Origin of the sequence: Azospirillum sp. B506 (assembly GCF_000333595.1) — a bacterium.
In the GTDB taxonomy this organism is placed as follows: Bacteria; Pseudomonadota; Alphaproteobacteria; order Azospirillales; family Azospirillaceae; genus Azospirillum.
Window position 1 is genome coordinate 1 of the sequence record NZ_BADK01000918.1, and the last position, 2,109, is coordinate 2,109.

General features: G+C 63.0%; 1 protein-coding gene and 1 pseudogene. Both read left to right on the top strand.

What is annotated here, in order from left to right; all coding sequences use genetic code 11:
* Window positions 1-20: 20 nt before the first annotated feature.
* Window positions 21-1,256 (top strand): MFS transporter, encoded by a 1,236-nt coding sequence (locus I71_RS28440; RefSeq protein ID WP_042702165.1) that lies wholly within the window; start codon window positions 21-23, stop codon window positions 1,254-1,256.
* 285 nt (window positions 1,257-1,541) lie between these two features.
* Window positions 1,542-2,109: pseudogene (locus I71_RS37830) on the top strand (hypothetical protein); the annotation flags it as partial.

Consider the following 2,109-nt stretch of genomic DNA (forward strand, 5'->3'; position numbering starts at 1 on the left):
CACTTCTGGAGCCCGTTTGAATGACCACTGCCCCTGTGGCCGGGGATAGTTTCCGGTCGGCCTTCCGTCACCGCCCCTTCGCCCTGTTCTGGAGCGCGCGGGTCTGTTCGATGCTGGCGATCCAGATGCAGGTGGTGGCGGTCGGCTGGCAGGTCTATGCCATGACCGGCGACCCGCTCGACCTCGGGCTGGTCGGGCTGTTCCAGTTCCTGCCCTCCCTGGCCCTGGTGCTGGTCGCCGGTCATGTGGTCGACAACAACGACCGCAAGACGGTGCTGTTCGGCGCCCTGTCGATCGAGACGATCGCCGTCGCCGCCCTGTTCCTGCTGACTGTGGCCGGCGCCCTGTCGCCCCACGCGATCTTCGCCGTGGTCGCGTTGATCGGCCTCGCCAAATCCTTCGAGGGACCGGCCAACCAGGCGATCCTGTCGGCGACCGTCCCGGTCGAGGATCTGCCCAACGCCGTCGCCTGGCAGTCGTCGGGGGTCCAGGTGGCGCAGATCTCCGGCCCGGCGCTGGGCGGCCTGCTCTACATCGCCGGTCCGGCAGCGGTCTATGGCGTCAGCACGGCAATGCTGGCGCTGTCGGTGTTGCTGATCGCCGCCTGCCGGCCGCGTCCGGTGACGATGACCAAACGCGCCATGAGCCTGTCCAGCATGCTGGCCGGCGCCTCCTTCATCCGCAGCCGGCCGGAGATCCTGGGCGCCATCTCGCTCGACCTGTTCGCGGTGCTGCTGGGCGGAGCGACGGCGCTGCTGCCGATCTATGCCCGCGACGTTCTTCATGTCGGGCCGTGGGGCCTCGGCCTGCTGCGCTCGGCTCCGGCGCTGGGGGCGCTCGCCATGGCGATGGTCATCACCCGCTGGGGCGTGAAGCGGCATGCCGGGCGCTGGATGCTGGTGGCGGTGGCGGGGTACGGCGTCGCCACCATCGCCTTCGGACTGTCGGCCGATCCGCGGCTGTCCTTCATCGCCCTGCTGGCGGTCGGCGCAACCGATCAGGTCAGCATGTTCGTCCGCCAGACATTGGTCCAACTGTCCACCCCCGACGAGATGCGCGGCCGGGTCGGCGCCGTCACCTCGCTGTTCATCGGCGCCTCCAACCAGCTGGGCGAGTTCGAATCTGGCAGCGTCGCGGCGATGATCGGCGCAGTGCCGGCGGTGGTGCTGGGCGGCGTCGGTGCGATGGGTCTGGCCGGCCTGTGGGCGGCGATGTTCCCGGCCCTGCGACGGGTGGACAGGCTGCTGGGACGATAGCGGCAGGGAGGCGGCGCTACACATCGCCGCATATGACCACGAGCCGACAGGCTCAACCCTAGACATTCTATAGACTGAAATCTATACTTAAAGGTGTGCCAGTTGGATGGCGCTCTCCGTTTCGCTCCGAGAAGGGAAGGAGAGTGTTGGCTCCAAGTCATCAGTTCGCAGGTCGGGCCTACCCACAAAGCTGTTATATTATCCACCTGAGGACGAACAATCGCCGCACGATGGCAATTTCTACTTGCCGCACTTCGGCGCAAGGAATTCAGAAAAGGATTTGAGATGAGCACTGTTGTCGCGAATGTGCCCATAAACTTATCGGGAAGCGGTGAAACCGCCGGGATTTTCTACGACAACTACTACCTTACTTCACAAAGCTCGTCACAAATCAGTTTTCGTTACACGTTGAACAATGTGCCGGTGATGGACATCACCATTGGCGGCGTTCTGAACATAACCGATTACAGTGCTTCGGGCAGGATAACGTCCCTTACGGCAACCCAACCGAACGGCGCGCTTCTCGTATCTTTCAGCAATGCCAGCATCGGGTTTTCAAGCGTCTACAGCCTCTCCAGCGCACTGACCACACAATCGATGCTGTCGGGCAACGACCAGATCTTCGGATCGGCCCAATCCGACACCCTGTTTGGTTATTCGGGCAACGACTATATCGCTGGTGGCGGTGGCAACGACGTCATCAACAGCGGCTATGGGACCGATACCATCGATGGCGGCGAAGGCACGGACATCGTCATCAGCGACCAGTATTATACCCCTGATAAACTCATCACCTTTTATGGGCAGCTAGGCGTTCTCGACCGCAGCAACGGCTCGAATCTGCTGACGAATG

Bases quoted from the DNA above. Each gene is read 5' to 3' on its own strand.
- I71_RS28440 (WP_042702165.1), top strand. From the start codon at position 21: ATGACCACTGCCCCTGTGGCCGGGGATAGTTTCCGGTCGGCCTTCCGT.